Annotated in this window: 15 protein-coding genes and 1 pseudogene; 6 read left to right on the top strand and 10 right to left on the bottom strand. The window is 39.6% G+C overall.

All coding sequences use genetic code 11. From position 1 onward, the window contains the following. Positions 1–32 precede the first annotated feature (32 nt). Positions 33–1,835: a ShlB/FhaC/HecB family hemolysin secretion/activation protein gene (locus FQ084_RS03220; protein WP_149489177.1), complete on the bottom strand. Its 1,803-nt coding sequence runs from the start codon at positions 1,833–1,835 to the stop codon at positions 33–35. 476 nt (positions 1,836–2,311) lie between these two features. Between FQ084_RS03220 and FQ084_RS03215 the strand changes: the two genes are divergently transcribed. Both FQ084_RS03215 and FQ084_RS03210 read left to right on the top strand, forming a co-directional pair. After that, positions 2,312–3,022: a hypothetical protein gene (locus tag FQ084_RS03215; RefSeq protein WP_149489176.1), complete on the top strand. Its 711-nt coding sequence runs from the start codon at positions 2,312–2,314 to the stop codon at positions 3,020–3,022. A 213-nt stretch (positions 3,023–3,235) separates the two neighbouring features. Further along, positions 3,236–3,787, top strand: a complete 552-nt coding sequence (locus FQ084_RS03210) for a hypothetical protein (protein WP_149489175.1) — start codon at positions 3,236–3,238, stop codon at positions 3,785–3,787. Between the two features lie 238 nt (positions 3,788–4,025). On the opposite strand, the gene FQ084_RS03205 is transcribed toward FQ084_RS03210, so the two are convergent. Further along, positions 4,026–4,337: a hypothetical protein gene (locus FQ084_RS03205; protein ID WP_149489174.1), complete on the bottom strand. Its 312-nt coding sequence runs from the start codon at positions 4,335–4,337 to the stop codon at positions 4,026–4,028. Positions 4,338–4,441: 104 nt separating this feature from the next. Then, positions 4,442–4,615: a hypothetical protein gene (locus FQ084_RS03200; protein ID WP_410477328.1), complete on the bottom strand. Its 174-nt coding sequence runs from the start codon at positions 4,613–4,615 to the stop codon at positions 4,442–4,444. Positions 4,616–5,070: 455 nt separating this feature from the next. Between FQ084_RS03200 and FQ084_RS03195 the strand changes: the two genes are divergently transcribed. The 3 genes and pseudogenes from FQ084_RS03195 to FQ084_RS03185 form a co-directional block, all read left to right on the top strand. Then, the gene (locus FQ084_RS03195) at positions 5,071–5,934 is read left to right on the top strand and encodes a leucine-rich repeat domain-containing protein (protein WP_149489173.1); all 864 of its coding nucleotides are present in this window, start codon (positions 5,071–5,073) and stop codon (positions 5,932–5,934) included. A 202-nt stretch (positions 5,935–6,136) separates the two neighbouring features. Then, positions 6,137–6,664, top strand: coding sequence for a peroxiredoxin (locus FQ084_RS03190; RefSeq protein WP_149489172.1), 528 nt, complete (start codon positions 6,137–6,139; stop codon positions 6,662–6,664). 181 nt (positions 6,665–6,845) lie between these two features. Further along, positions 6,846–7,367: pseudogene (locus FQ084_RS03185) on the top strand (IS3 family transposase); the annotation flags it as partial. On the opposite strand, the gene ppiC reads toward FQ084_RS03185, so the two are convergent. Together ppiC and rluF are read right to left on the bottom strand one after the other, a co-directional pair. Beyond that, positions 7,365–7,643 (bottom strand): peptidylprolyl isomerase PpiC, encoded by a 279-nt coding sequence (gene ppiC, locus FQ084_RS03180; RefSeq protein WP_149489171.1) that lies wholly within the window; start codon positions 7,641–7,643, stop codon positions 7,365–7,367. The pseudogene FQ084_RS03185 and the gene ppiC sit on opposite strands and share 3 nt — an antisense overlap. A 169-nt stretch (positions 7,644–7,812) precedes the next feature. Beyond that, entirely contained in the window at positions 7,813–8,811 is a 999-nt protein-coding gene (rluF, locus tag FQ084_RS03175) for a 23S rRNA pseudouridine(2604) synthase RluF (protein ID WP_149489170.1), read from the bottom strand. 1,065 nt (positions 8,812–9,876) lie between these two features. On the opposite strand from rluF, the gene FQ084_RS13190 reads away from it, so the two are divergent. Next, positions 9,877–10,038 carry a hypothetical protein gene (locus tag FQ084_RS13190; RefSeq protein ID WP_188032876.1) on the top strand — a complete coding sequence of 54 codons (162 nt, stop codon included), beginning with the start codon at positions 9,877–9,879 and terminating at the stop codon, positions 10,036–10,038. 175 nt (positions 10,039–10,213) lie between these two features. Here the strand turns inward: FQ084_RS13190 and FQ084_RS03170 are convergent, their stop codons facing one another. The 5 genes from FQ084_RS03170 to FQ084_RS03150 form a co-directional block, all read right to left on the bottom strand. Continuing rightward, positions 10,214–10,921 (bottom strand): DUF6977 family protein, encoded by a 708-nt coding sequence (locus tag FQ084_RS03170; RefSeq protein ID WP_149489585.1) that lies wholly within the window; start codon positions 10,919–10,921, stop codon positions 10,214–10,216. Between the two features lie 76 nt (positions 10,922–10,997). Continuing rightward, the gene (locus FQ084_RS03165) at positions 10,998–11,519 is read right to left on the bottom strand and encodes a hypothetical protein (protein WP_149489169.1); all 522 of its coding nucleotides are present in this window, start codon (positions 11,517–11,519) and stop codon (positions 10,998–11,000) included. A 721-nt stretch (positions 11,520–12,240) separates the two neighbouring features. Next, positions 12,241–13,560 carry a short-chain fatty acid transporter gene (locus FQ084_RS03160; RefSeq protein ID WP_149489168.1) on the bottom strand — a complete coding sequence of 440 codons (1,320 nt, stop codon included), beginning with the start codon at positions 13,558–13,560 and terminating at the stop codon, positions 12,241–12,243. A 222-nt stretch (positions 13,561–13,782) separates the two neighbouring features. Beyond that, positions 13,783–15,048 carry a RidA family protein gene (locus FQ084_RS03155; protein ID WP_149489167.1) on the bottom strand — a complete coding sequence of 422 codons (1,266 nt, stop codon included), beginning with the start codon at positions 15,046–15,048 and terminating at the stop codon, positions 13,783–13,785. 176 nt (positions 15,049–15,224) lie between these two features. Further along, the gene (locus tag FQ084_RS03150) at positions 15,225–15,809 is read right to left on the bottom strand and encodes a HupE/UreJ family protein (RefSeq protein ID WP_149489166.1); all 585 of its coding nucleotides are present in this window, start codon (positions 15,807–15,809) and stop codon (positions 15,225–15,227) included. Between the last annotated feature and the right edge of the window lie 77 nt (positions 15,810–15,886).

Here is a 15,886-nt window from a genome sequence, read left to right as displayed (position 1 = left end):
ATAAAACGAGTTAGTGATTTGACTGATAGCAACTAATACTGCCAACCCAAGCTAAAGCCTGTCACCCACTCTTTATCACTAAAATTATCGGGCTGGGCTAACGGATAACCGGCAAATAAATCATAGCTGGTTCTAATCGGTGTGACATAGCCTTTAAACCCAACGACTCCACCAACCAGATGATTACCGAGCAGTAAATCATCTTGCGCAGCATTGTCGAGCTTGACATAACCGGCATCAATACCGGCATAAACCGCATGCGGCTTATCTCCTATATAAGCACTAAGCTCTTGTCTTAATAAAGCACCATGATCGCCACTTAAGCTACGCTCACCATCAAAGCCTCGTACACTATAGCGACCACCGATGCTAAAGCGCTCATTGGGTGTCAATGCCTCTGTCGCATATTGTCCTTTAAACGCTGCGTGATAATTAAGCGCTTTATCAGCAAGCTTGATAGGTTGATTGACATCAATGTTGGTTTTGATGATACCGGCACGCGCACTGCCTTCGTTAAACAAAGCTTCAGGCGGACTGATGGCATTAAAGGCAGCGGTACCACGCTGATAGATCACATCGCCTATCCATTGGGTTTTACCAATGATGGTCTCGTAACCAATACCTGCTTTATACCCTGCAGTGCGACGGCGCTGTACTTCAATTTCAGTATCGTCGATAAAGTTGTTTTGCTGCTTGGCATAACCACCCGCTTTTAGGTAGGTTTTACTGTGATTGTCACGGTGGACCAAGTGGCTGACTAACGCTTCCGTATTATAAGACTCACCGCTGTAGACATAATCTTGATTGGCACCGGCAACCGTCTGATCATAGTTATAGCCGCTGTGAGTGAGTGTCAGTTGGGTATTATCAATGGGCAATACATACCCGACGTTATAGCCCCAACTGCCATCATTCTTGTCATTACCACCATCAAGATCATGGTTATAAGACAGATATAATAAATCGTTATGCCAAGTCGGGTTGTCTAGTGAGAGAGTCACATTACCTTGATAGACGCCAGTGCTCTCTTGACCTGAGTCATCAACAGAGGCAGATAAGCGCCAGCGCTTGTCTTGCTGCCACTTGACTTGGATATCACTATAGCCCAGCGTGCTCATACGGCTACTTGGCGCAATGGAGAAGTCTGCATCGGCCGTAGGCACACGCTTAAAGTTCTCAAGCGCTTGTTCGATATCACGAACGTTTAATAAGTCACCGGAGCTCATTGGCATGGCAGGTGCGAAGTTGGCAGGGTTGCCGCCACTATTGAGGCGGCTATCGACATAAATAGGACGACTGGCTTTAATGTCGACCGCCGTTATCTGATCGATACGTCCAGGAATAAGGGTGAGGAACAGATTGCCAGATTTTAGATTTTGGTTTTGTACTAAGACGCGAGTGGTCACGTAACCTTTTTCAATAATTCGGTTCTGAACGTTGGTGACTAGTCTGTTGATATCATTGACGGATAAACAGCTGCCAAGTAAGGAGGACTTACCCATCGTATAGGGCGTCAGTGCAAAGCTGAATTGCTCGCTCAGCTCACCGGTCATATAGATATGATTGATCTCAAAGCAAGGAAGAGAGTCTGGATCAGCACTCTGAGAAGCAGAAGGTGTGATAGAAGATGAAGGCGCAGGTTTGAAGACGTTGGTATCGATCGTGACATTGGGATTAACGAGCTGTTGTTGCTTTAAAGCTTCGCTACGCTGCTCTTGGTATTGCTCAGGCGTGATAGCCTGAGCAGCCATGCTCATCAAAATACTTGCCATACTAATCGATAAAAACCGGCAGGTGTACCCTGCTCTGTTCTGACCAAAAATACTTGTATACATAAGTCCACCATTTTTATAATGGCAAAATTATGCTATTGATAGCAGCTCATTGCAAGCTTTTTTTGCATTGTCTATTAATATCTACTTCATTGTTTTTAATATACTTTTAAGTGCTTACTTTGTATTAAATGGATACTTCTTTATAGGAATAAGCTTATTTATACAAAGCTTGTTTCGGTATGTAGTTGTACTCTCAATAATATGTTTTAGCTTAAGCTATGATAAAAACTAATAGCATTAGTTGAGAAGTTCAGTGAATGGATGTCAGCGGCGTGTTATCTTGAGGTAGACACACAAAGAACGCTGTTAATATTACTCAAAAAGCGTGTCTGTATAATGGGCGGACTTTATAATACTGGTTAAATAGTTTTGGCACTATATCTGTTATTTTACTGTGCGTTATATTTAGCGGATTCTTTTATTTACCATAACGAACGTTATAAGAATAAATAGATTTGCTAATTCAAGGAAAAAATATGAGCTTACTTGATAGTAATGATTTAAAAGAGAAACAGAAGTTAGATAAAGATATGATGATAGAGGATTTGGTAAACGCGCTATTTAGTGATCAGTATTATTACAACACTGATAAGTGGATAGAGTTGCAAAGTGCATTATTAGGAATGATGGCTCGTAACAAGGATTATAGTGCTGTAGCTACTATGATGGAAAGAGCTTCAAAAAGAGAACACTTTCGGCTTATAGAGTTTATCTGCTCCCATCTCAATGAAAAATGGGGTAGGGATCTGTGGGACAGTGTTAAGCCTTTAATCGCATCCAAAGATCGAGATGCTAGGTATAGAGGGGTCTGGTTACATAGTTTTCTAGCTATAGAACTAAGTGATTACTTAAACATTATTAGGTGCTTAGGTGATGAATACCAAGATGTGAGATTAATCGCTTACCATTGGATGGTAGAAAATAGTGAAATAGTTTTTAATATCATGAAAGAGGAAAGCACAAACAAAGAGTTGTCATACTTCTATCAGGCACATCAAGAAACTATCGATATGGATTTTTCTCAAATCTTGGTTTATACAGATCAAGATTATTCTCGGGAATATAAAAAAGCATTACTGTTCATGGCTATATCTAAAAATCTATCTATAGCTAGAATTAAGGAAATGATTGACGTTTTAGACGATCAAGATACATTTGATTATTTTTATAATTATCTTATCGAATGAATAGCATACCCCAAGAAAATCAGCAAAGTCTAAGGATTCGGTTCCCTAGTGAGGACTTGAGTCTTCGGCTGTAGGCTAATGTTATCAAGGATTTTGGTTACTTTATTCATTGTAGTGTACTTCACAGTCTACATATTGAGATGCTTAATGTGATTTGGTCATCTCACTCTAGAGTAGGTAATTGATTAACCGAAATAGCGGAAGGCTTAAAATATGAAAAAATTTATACCTCATTTAAATGCTGATATTATCCCATTAAAAAGTGCCGCAGGCATTGATATTGGATTAAGCTTTGATGAGTTTCTTAAACATGCACCACATAAGCTGGTTGATAATGAGGAATATAACAAGCCATCAAATACTAAAGGCTTATGGTATGTCATACATCACAAAGGTACTAATAGCTTAGGAAAAGAGTTTGATGCTTATGCCTGTCGCTGGAATAATGATGTTGTTTTACAGTTTGATGGAAAACCTACAAAAATTCTTTACGGAATCATAGTTTCAGGCAATTATCAAGGTTCGCTATTTAATGAATTGAGAATTAATGACAGATTAGACAAATTATCTAGTCAGTACGATTTAGGATTTTATGCGGATGGTCATTTTTTAATAGATAAAGAAGATGCAGATATTTATGTACCAATTGAAATTGGTACAGATTATTTAGCCAGCTATGAAGATGTACCTAATCAAATTATTCGATTATTTTATGTGATAATGCATTTTGAAGAACAGATAAAGCATGGTATTACTTGGGATTAATTACACACCTTAATCGGACGGGCAATTTCAATGCCTAAAACTTTCTGACGATTGAACTGATTTTGTAATAACTATAGTTCGGTGCGCTATACAGGCATCGAACTGCTATTGTTAGATACGGGTTTAGTGTATATGGAATCGACAGTATGAATTATTCTCATTAAAATCTATGATTAGACTTATTCAAGTTTGGCGTACGAATTTAGCAGCAAGGGTAATCTCTTAAAATTTTAAACTCTCACTCTATAATCTCTAGTGATGCCCAGCGTACTTTATTAGATAATAAAAACTCTTCATGTTCATAATTCCAAATATAACTTCCTCCGTGTTGCTCCCAGTTTTTTGCTAGTTTTTTAGACAAAAGCTGAATCTCGATATTACTGTCAATCTCAAAAGAAACTTCAAAATAGTCATTAATTTTCCAATAATCAATAATTTCAAGTAAAGATACTTCACCGAACTCATTAATTTGGTATTGCATTTGATTAGCAGTTTTTTCGGCATTCTCTCTGTTTTCACAAGCGAAATATGTTTTGAAAAAAATAATCATTTGTGTGTGACCCTTATATTTAAAGAGACATTAATATGTAGATAGTGTATCAAAAAATATACTGATTGAAATTTCATCAAACGGTTAATCTTGTAGAAACAAAATTAGAAAATATTAATTACACAGCATGCTGAGATAATACGATAGCCTTCATTCGCTTTATTCTGCCAGTTAGATAAGGTTTTTTGCATGGCTATGCCTAACTGCTTTGCAGTCGCTAAGATATTGCCATTCTTCTCTAGAATTTCTTCAGCATAGCTCAATGTCACTTTTGACAAATGCTAAACAGCTTGTTATGATAAAAAAACATCGTGGGTTTAAGGCTACTTCCAGCGCGATGAAAAACAAAGACTGGTAAAACGCACAACTCCTTTTCGCTCTGTAAGGTGACTGTGTCGTTTCAATTTGGCACAGACAGAGCAACAGGAGATTTCTTTATGACTACTTCTAGTCAATTGATTCCAACTTTTATATTTTTTAATGATTTTCCTCATACTCAGCGACTAAGTCTTATGAGCGCTTTCTGCTATTCCGTTTTTTTAAGCAAGCCCTCCAAACAGCTTCATAAACTTTTAACAGTCTCAGTTACTGATAGATCAAGCTATGTTAAGAATATGGCTTACCTTGATTTTATTACTGTGCCCAACGACTTTTAAGTTTGACTCACAGCGATAAAACCTACTAAATATTTGAATGCATTCACCTCATTTAACGATTATTAAAAGGTAACCTTATGACAGCATATAGCGGTAAAACCAACCAAGATGACAACACTACTCGCAATCAAGAGACGGGCGTTGAAGACTGGATGTTAGAGATATGGGACTGGATGGATAACCATAATATGCATTGTGGCCCTGATAGCATTGTCCCTCGTGAGCCTGAGGCATTACGTCAGTTAGAGCGACTTGATTTGGGATATGGAAAATTGACGAGTTATAGCTATATTGATAATAAATCAGTATTACAAAGCGAAAGTGAGTCCACTAAGCCATTGCCAGGCGCTATCGGCAATTTCAAAAACCTAAAATATCTTAGACTGATAGGTTTTGATGAGCTACCAGAAGAGATTGCTCAATTAGATAGCTTAGAGACGCTGGTTTTTATGAAGTGCGCTTTCACTGAGTTCCCGAAGGTATTGTGTAAATTAAAGAATTTTAAAGCGCTTAATATCTTTTCAAAAAGCTTAGAAAGGTTTCCTGATGAGCTCGGCAACTTGTCATCATTGACACACTTTGATATGAGAGGAACGCAGGTTCAGGAGTTACCAGACTCTATTGGCAAGCTAAGCAAGCTCACAAGTATTCAACTATGTGCTAATAGAGATTTAAAGGCCTTGCCTGATAGTATCGGGAATTTAACAAACCTTATAAAACTAAACGTACGTGGTTCTGATTTCACAACCCTGCCAAGCTCGATAGGCAATCTGAATAAACTTAAAAGTCTGGGACTCTATCAAAATGGCCTACAAAGTCTGCCGGATAGTATTGCCAACCTAAGAGCATTGGAACAACTCGATGTTAGTGAGAATCTTCTTGCGGGTGTATCAGAAGCTGTCAGTCAATTTTTGGGTAGTGTGGGTAATAAGACGACTTGATAAAAGTCATGCGAACTACCCCCTTATAGTCGTATTCTCTTAGAATATTGAGTCTCCGACAATCCGGGGGTGGCTCATATATTCTGATATCTTATTATAGTGAATATCAGCTTAAAGATTTGCTTATGGATTGCTATAACCATTATTATATAAACGCAGCATTTTGAAGACAAAAAGACAATAACCTAAATCGGAGTAAATAATGATTACCCATGTACCTGATGTCACTTTCAAAACCCGTGTTCGTGATGACTCTATCGGAGGAGATAACCCATTCAAGTGGTATGACCTAACCACAGATGAGTTATTTGCCAATAAAAAAGTGGTGGTGTTCTCACTGCCAGGTGCCTTTACGCCCACTTGTTCTACCAGCCATCTACCTCGTTACGAAGAGCTTTACCATGAGTTTCAAGCATTAGGCATAGATGAAATAGTTTGCATTTCTGTCAATGATGCCTTCGTCATGTACCAATGGGGCCTAAAGCAAAACCGTGAAAACGTTTTCTTGCTTCCTGATGGCAATGGTGAGTTCACTCGTAAAATGGGCATGCTTGTTGATAAGAGTAATCTTGGCTTTGGTATGCGCTCATGGCGTTATTCAATGTATGTCGACAATAAAGCTATCAAAAAAGTATTTAAAGAACCTGATTTTGGCGACAACTGCCCAATAGACCCGTTTGAAGTATCAGATGCAGACACCATGTTAGAGTATTTGAAAAGTAATGCTTAATCACAATGCTTAAGCATATTGACGCTTGATTGGTATTTTCAGGCGTCGATAGAGGCTCAAATACTGATATTCAAAAACTGTTGAACTGCGTAGTACTTAAATATAAGGGCTACGCAGTTTTTTTATAGTTTTTTACAAGAATTTCTGTCGCTGAGCGGTGTTATTGTTGAGGGTAGTTACATGGCGTTCTAAATATGGTGGCATGGATGCTGCGCTCATGAGTCGCTTAAAAGAGCTTGACGTTGAGAATGCTCGATTAAAGAAGATGTATGCTGATGAATGTCTTAAATCAGACATATTACAGGATGCCATGTCAAAAAAGTGGTAGCGCCCCCTCAGGCACAAAGCGTTGGCTTGTCACTATGTTAAAGAGCATGGCATCAGCATCAGCAGAGCTTGCCTGCTCTTTAATATCAGCATGACTTGCTACTATCATAATTCTGTCGCCTCTGATGAGAATATTCAGATATCGAACTTCCCGATAGAACTGACCACCCAAGATAAGAACTGGGGTTTTGGTTTATGCTTTTTAAGCCTGAGTAATGTACTGAGGCTGCCATACAACCATAAGCGCGTGTATCGCTTTTACCGTGAGCTTGAACTGAGCCTTAGAATCAAACCTAAGCGTCGCATTAAGCTCTCCAAACCACTATCACTCGCTGTACCTGTAAAACCCCAATCAAAGCTCCAACTCCAACTCTTACGTTCTGTAAAGCACTTTAACCACATGCCAACCAAACTTAGTTTTCACTAAATGCGGGGTGAAGAGTTCACCACTGAAGCAGATTTTATCAAATGCTGGTACCATGTCGCCTTTTTTAAATTCACCTATGCTGCCGCCTTTTTTACCTGATGGGCAGGTTGAGTGTTTCTTAGCCAACACATCAAACTGGGCACCTTTTTTAAGCTTGCCAATAATGTCGTCAGCCAGTTCTTTGTCTTTCACTAAAATGTGTAATGCGCTAGCTGTACGAGCCATAATGTAAACCCTTCATAAAATATCGATTATTGCAGCATTATATCATTACTTACTTTGGTTGCTAAACTAACTTGTATGTTCCACTTTATCAAAAGTCATTCTCCACACAAGCGCTATAATTTGGATGAGAATCGATGCCTTTTGAGTGTCGTTGCCACTACCTATCAGTCTATCGTTTTGAGGACCTTGAAGAACCTCGACCTTTTGCAGGGCGCCTGCCATTAGCAGCAGGTTTGCCCTTGCCTCCAATCTTCTTGCCATCATTAAAAGGACGCCAATCTTTACCTTTAGAACCCGCTGGTTTTCTAGCGCCATCCTTGGAGTGTTTAGCATTCCCCTTCGCTGCGCCCGCTGGTTTTGGAGATGCTTTTGCTTTTGACGAATCATCAGTACGAGGTTTTTTTCGTGGCGTATTACGCGATTTCTTAGCCGAAGTATTGTCTTCCGAAGAAGAGCCTTCTATAGATTTCAGTAAAACGGACAACTCTTTTTGAGTTAAATCTCGCCAGTCTCCAACGGGAAGACCCTTAAGACTCACATTCATAATACGTGTGCGCTCAAGCTTTACGACTTCATAGCCAAAATGCTCACACATACGGCGAATTTGGCGGTTTAAACCCTGTACTAGCGTGATGTTAAACACGTTAGGCGACACCTTAGTAACTGGGCATTTTTTCGTCATCTTCCCCAAAATAGGCACGCCACCAGACAAACCCTCAATAAAACTATCCGTTATCGGCTTATTCACCGTCACCACATAATCTTTCTCGTGATTATTACCAGCACGTAAAACCTTATTAACCAGGTCGCCATTACTGGTCAAAAAGATTAAACCCTGAGAGTCTTTATCCAAACGTCCAATCGGAAAAATACGTACGCTATGTCTGACAAAATCAACAATATTGCTTTTCTCGGAGCTTTCCGTGGTGCTCACAATGCCGACTGGCTTATTCAAAGCAATAAAAACGAAATCATCGGCGTCTTTCGGTTCAATAAGCTGGCCGTTAACTTTCACCGTATCTCCAGCAAGCACTTGCGCGCCTACTTGAGCACGCTTGCCATTGACGTACACATTACCTTGTTCAATAAAGCGGTCAGCATCGCGTCGAGAGCAAATACCGCTTTCGCTGATATATTTATTTAAACGAGTCGAAGAAGCGTTAAACATAAAGCACCGTTTTTACCTAATAAAAAGCCTTTCTTGCTAAGAAAAAGCCTATATTGAATGGATCATCACCACCGAGATGGCTCACATTATATAGGAAATTCAGTGCCCATTTCAGTAGAGATGAGCAGAAACCTAGAAACATATCCAGAATCCAAGCTATATTTGTCTTAAAACTCTAAACCTTTATAGAACCAAATATAATCTGTACTATCATAAAAACCGGATATTACTTCAATATAATAAAATCAAAAAAACTGAGCCGACCTATGAATTTTATTAATGTAGAGCCAACATTGTAGAACTAATGGCGAGCCATTATTTTATTTGGTAAGAATACGACCTCTTATAAATTTGCGTTTCCTAAAAGTTTAATCGAGGTCAGTTTAGAGAGAGACTCCGATCTAATTTCACTCGAAGATTTAGCGTTACCTTATGCCATGCATCTCTGCGAGCATTTAAAACACGGTCCAAAACAAAACAATAGAGGCAGTATTGCAAACGGTAAGCTTATAAATGCTTGCTTAGCATTTAATAACAGTCAGATGAGTTGATAAATATCACCAATAAGGAAGGCTTTAAATATGTTTTAAACGCATTCCATGTGAGCAACGATAAAGCGGTGCAAGAACGCTTTTACGATGGTTATTTATTGATGAACGCTGATTTAATAAAGGCATACGCTTAAACGACAACCTATTTAAATTACTTTATGTATTTGATAACTCTGCTGATAATTTAAATCGAGAAACCGAATCACGTTGGAATTTGGTTGAAAAAGTATGGGAGCTAAATCTCAGTAGAAACCTTATTGCCGTCGAATTTGACCAAGAAACTAAACAGTTATTTATCCAAGACAATCAGCATCGTCGAGTTGGCATTACCAGCTCTCGTGGCGCTTTAAATGGTTATCAAAAAAGCCGATACTTTTACTGCTTTAAAGACATTAACATTGCCACTCAGCACGAGATGCTAGCAGATGTTGACCACTTCTTCCCTCATAGACTAAAACCTGAAGTAGCTTCGGCTGGTTGCTGTTGACCTGTCAAGGTCGATGGCGTCTGGAATTTGGTACTCGCTTGCTCTGACTGTAACCGTGGCACAAATGGTAAATTCGCCAAATTGCTTGATATAAAACTGCTAGAAAGATTGCATACTCGCAATGAGTACTTGATTGGCAGTCATCACCCTCTACGCGAAACCTTAATGCTGCAAACGGGTAAAAAATAATGCGCAACGTAAGAAATTTTTAATGCTGCGTTTGATGTTCATCTCATTAGTAATATCAAAAATATTAGTACCGATGAACAAAAATAAGCTACGATACATAAACTGTTGCATCGTAGCTTTTAGAAAATGAATTAATTTTTTTATTTCAGATTGAGCACCAGTCTAGCTATCAAAATCAACACTCTTCCAACAAATTCTCTGTATTACTCACTTTAAAGTCATGATATAAGTCATAAAACACGATCGGGTCTTCAATATTATCGAGCAACTCTCGTTTATTGAGTGCCACAAACGTCGCCAGTGAATAAGCCGCACAATGAACAGATTTCTTAGGATTAAACTCACGATCAGTAAAAGCTTGATATTGCAGGATCTCTTCGTGCAGTTGAGGATTTTGCTTTAGGGCATTGACATACAGCCAATCATAAAATGCGGTTAATGGCTCTAGGCTCCACTCCATGCCAAAATAACTGTAGCCAATCAGCTCACCTGATGTTGTTAAGCGCTCATCTTTTTTGGCCTGTCTTGGCGGGACTGTTAACAAATCAAGATAAGGTCCACCGTTCTCAAACACCTTACTGGCTTGAAAGGCATTTTCGACACTATACGCTTGACCATCATGCTCATTGGTAAGTTTTAAGCTCAATGGACTGAGCGGAAAGCTCAACTTATTACCAGATTTACTCGATAGCTCTAAGACATGGCTAAAGCCATATTTTTTGCGAATGACTTGATGCATATCATTGATGGATTTTATCTTTTGTCTACTTGCAAACCCCACATGCCGCTCAAACCTTACCATGTCTGTTTTGACCAAATTGTCGCTATTGACTCTCGGCATGAATACCGGTCTGTGTTCTACCGCGTTTTGCGTTTGTTCCATAGTGTTCTGTCTTTGTTGCATAACAATATGCCTTATATCAGTGGTCTTGTATCAGTGGTCTTGTATAAATGTTCTTTTATAACGGGTCTTGTGCAATATATTTTGCAGCACTATAACGTAACTCTTCATCGTCGCAGCCATTATTGAATACTACTCTATATCCTTTAATTACCTCGGCAAATGGAATCTTACCCTGCATGATTTTATGATGTGCAGTTATACGCTCACTAATGATATCGAGCTGCTTTTGACGCGTAAATAGCTTTACTTTACTATCTAATGAAATGCGTTTAAATCTGTCCACCGCCATATATGAATTGAATGATGGTCTGAAGTGTTCATTAAATGTGATATCAGCATAAACAATCGGTGTGATGGCATTTAATAAATGACTGGCATCGTGCTCTAAATCTGTTAAAAGTGGTCGGTAGACGGCGGTATCGCTGCCCAACACCATACATAGTTTTTCAACAAATTCCGAGGAAGCATATTTAAAATCGTACGTTTTATTAGTGAGTCCCAACGCAGAACTGGATAGAACGGTTTGCAGTCGCTTGAGGGTTTCGTCTTGAGTTTTAGGATGATTATGATACCCCATTAGTATCAATATTTCATGATGGGATATATTTTTTTTGCTCGATGTGTCTTAGAATGATGAATTGCAGTGTCATTGTCGATAAACTAGAACTAGGCATATAAGGCTCTCCTGTTACTCTGTCTGTGCCAAAATATTCAGCACAGTCGCTTTAACGTTATAGAAAAAAAGGAGTTGTGCGTTTTACCAGTTATTGTTTTTCATCATGCTGGAAGTAGCCTTAAACCCAATACCTCCTTGAATCTTAGCAATTGTAAAAACCTTTATTTAGATGTACTACAATGTAGGGCGACAATTCATGTCGTGTATAATAGTCAAATTTAAAAACATATCTCGATTGAATTGATCGTACTGCTTAAACTAACAATCGTATTAGGCCGGTAAGCGAAGCGATAGATTTCTAAGCTCGGATGCATAAAAGATGATAGCTAAACCACGACCAATGAATCGAATACCCTCGCCTTTTATAACGCTAATGCTCACTCACTAAGCAAACTATCAACGCAGATATGCATCTGTTATATCAACCTTTTATAGACAATCTACCGCCCATACCAAGAGATAAGGCGCTTTTTGTATTGGGAAAATCAATATCATAAACGATAGCCTATAAATCATGAACGACATGTTATGCAGATATCAGATTATTTGGCACCTCTAATATTGCCACACATAAAAAAGACCTCACCTACAAAGTAAGCGAGGCCAAAATTCTCAAAGTTAATTATAAAAACAATAAACCTAAGCCAATTACAACACCGCTGACAATCAGTACGATGACACAAAAACCCATGATATCTTTGGCTTTTAATCCCGCAATTGCCAATGCTGGCAATGCCCAGAACGGCTGAATCATGTTTGTCCATGCATCACCCCATGCAACCGCCATGGCAACTTTCGCAGGGTCACTGCCTAACATCTCTGCCGCTTCCAACATAATCGGCGCTTGTACGGCCCATTGCCCACCACCTGAAGGAACAAAGAAGTTAACAAGTCCAGCACTTAAGAATGCAAAAAGCGGTAGCGTCTCCGCTGTCGAAACGTTGACAAACGCTTCTGACATTACCCCTGCCAAACCAGATACCGTCATCATTCCCATAATGCCTGCATAAAACGGGAATTGAACAATGATACCGCCCGCACCTTTGACGGCTTCTTGAACGGCAATCAAATACTTACGAGGTGTTCCATGAAATATAATTCCAAGGAACAAAAACATGAAGTTGACCAAATCAAGCGTCAAAGCAAAGCCATTTTGTACAAAGTAATAGACGATAAAAGCAACGCCTAATAGGCCAATGACCATTGATAAAATCCAGCTGTTTTCCAAACGCTCTGCTGGTGTCATGTCCGATTTTGCTGGCAGTGCTTCAGCGATTGGATCAACCAGAAGTCTTGGATCGACAGTAACCGTATCTTCCTTTTTTGGCATCATCAGACGGTTTAATAAAGGAACGATGATCACTAATGCCACAACGATGATTAAGTTATAACTGGCAAAAATCGTTGCACTGGTTGGAATAACACCAATTTTATCAACAAACGGATGGCCTTCTGTCGCAATGGATAACGGAATTGATCCAGAGAAGCCTGCATGCCAAATGATAAAACCAGAATAAGCACTGGCAATCAATAAACGATAATCGACATGTTCGACACGCTTTGCCAATTCTTTGGCAAATAACGCCCCAATCACCAACCCAAATCCCCAGTTGATCCAGCTTGCCGCAAGGGATACTAAAGTCACCAAAATAATCGCACTGCCTGGCGATTTTGCCAAGCTTGCCAGTTTCCCCAACCCTTTTTTAAATATTGGGCTACTTGCTAATACAAAACCTGTGACCAACACCAATACCATTTGCATGGAGAATGCGAGTAACGCCCAAAAGCCTTCACCCCAATACGCCACCATCTGTACCGGTGAAGAGTCGGTTAAACCCAAACCCAGTGCAAAAATAACCAAAGTTAAGATAATAACGAATAAAAATGGATCTGGTAAATACTTCTCCATTAAGCTATTCGAAAAACGTGTGATTCCCTTCATTTTACAATTCCTTTTTTTATATAAATTTTTCTGAATGTCTAATGTGACCTCACCCTTACTGCTATTCCAACTTATTTAATACTTCAGCCGTATTAATTATAAAAAGGCTTCCAGATATTTGAAAGCCTTTTGTATTGGACTTGAGCTCTTTATCAAAACTTGGTTGCGAGACGTTAATAAACGGGTATCAAACCCATGGTTATAGCAAAATTGAAATAACCATTATCTTACAGGTAGTGTACCTTCGGCATTAGAAACCACCGCGTCAATTTGTATCAATGCATCCATAGGGATGGCTGATACGCCAAATACTGTTCTGGCAGGCAGCTCACCATCAAAAAATGGGCTATAAATATCATTGACCGTGTCAATATCGCTAATGTCTTTTAGCTGCATGGTTACTTTAACGATATCATCCATTTTATGATCAATACTCTCGACAATGGCTTTGATGTTTTCTAAGCACTGCTTAGTCTGCGCTTTGATATCACCATCGATGAGCTTACCCGTTGCAGGACTGATAGGTAATTGACCCGAAAAGTGATTATAGTGAGAAAAAGCAACTGTCTGCGTGCTTAAGAGATGCTTTGGCGCTTGCTGAGTATTATTGGCTTTAATTACAATGCCATGTCGATCTTCAACGGCTTGTGGCGGTGTGCCGTCTCCATGTGATACTACGGCTTCAATCTGTACTAAAGCACCCATAGGTAGCCCTGAAACCATGGTCACTGTACGCGCTGGTACATAATTGACGGTTCTGGCAATAGCAGTGTCTGGGAAAAAAGTGCTATAAACGTCATCCACGGCTGCACTATCAGCGAGATTGGTGATAAAAATATTGATTTTGACAATGTCATCAACACCGACAGCGATGCTGGCCAAAATTGCCTTAATATTGGTTAAGCACTGCGCCGTCTGCTCTGCTATACCGCCTGCCACTAATTGTCCTGAAGCAGGATCAATGGGTAATTGTGCTGAGACGTTATTATAATGAGAAAAAGCAACCGTCTGGGTAGATAAAGCATCTATTGGCGCGTTATGAGTGTTTTTCGCCACTTTTACAAGCTCGCAAGGTGCTTGCGGATGAGTACCTTCACCATTTGAAAGTAGTGCATCCATTTGTACTAAAGCACCGTCCATAGGAAATTCTGCGACCATCACTACGCTACGTGTCGGCAAATAGTCGCTAAAGAAGGTACGGTAGACAGCATCTACCGCCGTCATATCTGCAATATCTTTTAAAAATACCGTAATCTTAATCACATCATCCATGAGATGATCGGTACTTTCTACAATCGCCTTGATATTGTCCAAGCACTGTTTGGCTTGTGCTGCGATATCAGCGGCGACTAATTTTCCGGTATTTAGATCAATTGGTAATTGCGCTGAGATATTGTTGTAATGAGAAAAAGCAACGCTCTGAGTTGACGTTGAGCTGATCGGCGCACGGTCCGTGTTTCTAGATAATTTGATGATGGTATCATTCATATCGTGATAGTCCCTATTTAATATATTTACTAATGAAGCAGGCATCTAGCCCGCTGTCGTCGCTTTAAGATCTTTAATAGATGCGAAAAGGAATATGAGAAACGAAAAAAACCGTAGGAAGTCCCTACGGCTTCTTAGCTTAATGCGAAAAGATAGAACTTTTTGATTAATACATATTAGCCAGCAGCTAATACTCCACCAATGATAGCAACCACGCCGCCTAATGCACGGGTAATACGATTGTCGGCTTTGAGCATCATGGTACCTAGACCTCGACCGATAAAGGTAATAGCTAAAGTTGCAACAACGAAACCAGCCATATAAAGCAGCAAGCTTGAACCTTGGGTCATTTCAGTACCATGGGCATAACCATGGGCGACCATAAACAGTGCAACCAAAGTTCCACCAACAGCAGTCGGCAGTTTTGTCAATGTAGCGATCAATACACCAACCAACAGTACTGACATCGCGATGCCAGTTTCTATCCCAGCCAAACTAACACCCGCCCAAGCAAGGCCTGCGCCCGCTATCATGCCCCCTACGACAAATAAAGGCGTGCCACGTTTCATCGTGGTATTTTGGCGAATACTCCAAAAACCAATCGCACCCATAGCCAATAAATGGTCAAGACCCATCATCGGATGCAGTAAACCGCTAAGAAAACCATTGCTCACATGTTCGCCGTGGCCAGGATGAGCAATCGCCAAAGTAGCGGTCATCATTAGCCCTACTGTCAGCAGAAATCTAGTCATTTTATTCATCTTTTTCTCCTATTTTTCTTGTTTTCTATTATCTAACTGATTGATTGGTATAGATAATACTTTGAAATACTGTTAAC

The organism is Psychrobacter sp. ANT_WB68 (assembly GCF_008369115.1).
GTDB lineage: Bacteria > Pseudomonadota > Gammaproteobacteria > Pseudomonadales > Moraxellaceae > Psychrobacter.
This window is presented reverse-complemented; position numbering and strand designations above follow the sequence as displayed.

Bases quoted from the DNA above. Each gene is read 5' to 3' on its own strand.
- FQ084_RS03220 (WP_149489177.1), bottom strand. From the start codon at position 1,835: ATGTATACAAGTATTTTTGGTCAGAACAGAGCAGGGTACACCTGCCGG.
- FQ084_RS03215 (WP_149489176.1), top strand. From the start codon at position 2,312: ATGAGCTTACTTGATAGTAATGATTTAAAAGAGAAACAGAAGTTAGAT.
- FQ084_RS03210 (WP_149489175.1), top strand. From the start codon at position 3,236: ATGAAAAAATTTATACCTCATTTAAATGCTGATATTATCCCATTAAAA.
- FQ084_RS03205 (WP_149489174.1), bottom strand. From the start codon at position 4,337: ATGATTATTTTTTTCAAAACATATTTCGCTTGTGAAAACAGAGAGAAT.
- FQ084_RS03195 (WP_149489173.1), top strand. From the start codon at position 5,071: ATGACAGCATATAGCGGTAAAACCAACCAAGATGACAACACTACTCGC.
- FQ084_RS03190 (WP_149489172.1), top strand. From the start codon at position 6,137: ATGATTACCCATGTACCTGATGTCACTTTCAAAACCCGTGTTCGTGAT.
- ppiC (WP_149489171.1), bottom strand. From the start codon at position 7,643: ATGGCTCGTACAGCTAGCGCATTACACATTTTAGTGAAAGACAAAGAA.
- rluF (WP_149489170.1), bottom strand. From the start codon at position 8,811: ATGTTTAACGCTTCTTCGACTCGTTTAAATAAATATATCAGCGAAAGC.
- FQ084_RS03170 (WP_149489585.1), bottom strand. From the start codon at position 10,921: ATGGAACAAACGCAAAACGCGGTAGAACACAGACCGGTATTCATGCCG.
- FQ084_RS03165 (WP_149489169.1), bottom strand. From the start codon at position 11,519: ATGGGGTATCATAATCATCCTAAAACTCAAGACGAAACCCTCAAGCGA.
- FQ084_RS03160 (WP_149489168.1), bottom strand. From the start codon at position 13,560: ATGAAGGGAATCACACGTTTTTCGAATAGCTTAATGGAGAAGTATTTA.
- FQ084_RS03155 (WP_149489167.1), bottom strand. From the start codon at position 15,048: ATGAATGATACCATCATCAAATTATCTAGAAACACGGACCGTGCGCCG.
- FQ084_RS03150 (WP_149489166.1), bottom strand. From the start codon at position 15,809: ATGAATAAAATGACTAGATTTCTGCTGACAGTAGGGCTAATGATGACC.